General features: G+C 56.7%; 1 rRNA gene. It reads right to left on the reverse strand.

Annotated elements, in window-relative coordinates:
- A 23S ribosomal RNA gene (locus STRIP9103_RS14705) occupies positions 1-1,856 on the reverse strand; the annotation flags it as partial.

The raw sequence follows: 1,856 nt of genomic DNA on the forward strand, positions 1-1,856 counted from the left end.
CGCGAAACGAGCATCTTTACTCGTAGTGCAATTTCACCGGGCCTATGGTTGAGACAGTCGAGAAGTCGTTACGCCATTCGTGCAGGTCGGAACTTACCCGACAAGGAATTTCGCTACCTTAGGATGGTTATAGTTACCACCGCCGTTTACTGGCGCTTAAGTTCTCAGCTTCGCCACCCCGAAGAATGACTAACCGGTCCCCTTAACGTTCCAGCACCGGGCAGGCGTCAGTCCGTATACATCGCCTTACGGCTTCGCACGGACCTGTGTTTTTAGTAAACAGTCGCTTCTCGCTGGTCTCTGCGGCCACCCCCAGCTCAGGATGTAAAACCCATCACCGGGTGTGGCCCCCCTTCTCCCGAAGTTACGGGGGCATTTTGCCGAGTTCCTTAACCATAGTTCACCCGAACGCCTCGGTATTCTCTACCAGACCACCTGAGTCGGTTTAGGGTACGGGCCGCCATGAAACTCGCTAGAGGCTTTTCTCGACAGCATAGGATCATCCACTTCACCACAATCGGCTCGGCATCAGGTCTCAGCCACACGCACGACGGATTTACCTATCGCACGGCCTACACCCTTACCCCGGGACAACCACCGCCCGGGATGGACTACCTTCCTGCGTCACCCCATCACTCACCTACTAACCGCTTGGACCGGCGGCTCCACCACTCCCCTCAACTCCGAAGAGATCAGGGCGGCTTCACGGCCTTAGCATCACGATGCTCGATGTTTGACGCTTCACAGCGGGTACCGGAATATCAACCGGTTATCCATCGACTACGCCTGTCGGCCTCGCCTTAGGTCCCGACTTACCCTGGGCAGATCAGCTTGACCCAGGAACCCTTGGTCAATCGGCGCAAACGTTTCTCACGTTTGTATCGCTACTCATGCCTGCATTCTCACTCGTCAACCGTCCACAACTACCTTCCGGTGCTGCTTCACCCGGCAGACGACGCTCCCCTACCCATCCCAGCAGGCGTTGGCCCTCACACTGGAATGACACGACTTCGGCGGTACGCTTGAGCCCCGCTACATTGTCGGCGCGGAATCACTAGACCAGTGAGCTATTACGCACTCTTTCAAGGGTGGCTGCTTCTAAGCCAACCTCCTGGTTGTCTCTGCGACTCCACATCCTTTCCCACTTAGCGTACGCTTAGGGGCCTTAGTCGATGCTCTGGGCTGTTTCCCTCTCGACCATGGAGCTTATCCCCCACAGTCTCACTGCCGCGCTCTCACTTACCGGCATTCGGAGTTTGGCTAAGGTCAGTAACCCGGTAGGGCCCATCGCCTATCCAGTGCTCTACCTCCGGCAAGAAACACACGACGCTGCACCTAAATGCATTTCGGGGAGAACCAGCTATCACGGAGTTTGATTGGCCTTTCACCCCTAACCACAGGTCATCCCCCAGGTTTTCAACCCTGGTGGGTTCGGTCCTCCACGAAGTCTTACCTCCGCTTCAACCTGCCCATGGCTAGATCACTCCGCTTCGGGTCTTGAGCGCGCTACTACACCGCCCTGTTCGGACTCGCTTTCGCTACGGCTACCCCACCCGGGTTAACCTCGCAACACACCGCAAACTCGCAGGCTCATTCTTCAAAAGGCACGCAGTCACGAGATGGAAGCAAGCTTCCATCCGACGCTCCCACGGCTTGTAGGCACACGGTTTCAGGTACTATTTCACTCCCCTCCCGGGGTACTTTTCACCATTCCCTCACGGTACTATCCGCTATCGGTCACCAGGGAATATTTAGGCTTAGCGGGTGGTCCCGCCAGATTCACACGGGATTTCTCGGGCCCCGTGCTACTTGGGTGTCTCTCCAACGAGCCGTACAGATTTCAGCTACGGGGGTCT

The organism is Streptomyces ipomoeae 91-03, from assembly GCF_000317595.1.
Classification (GTDB): domain Bacteria; phylum Actinomycetota; class Actinomycetes; order Streptomycetales; family Streptomycetaceae; genus Streptomyces; species Streptomyces ipomoeae.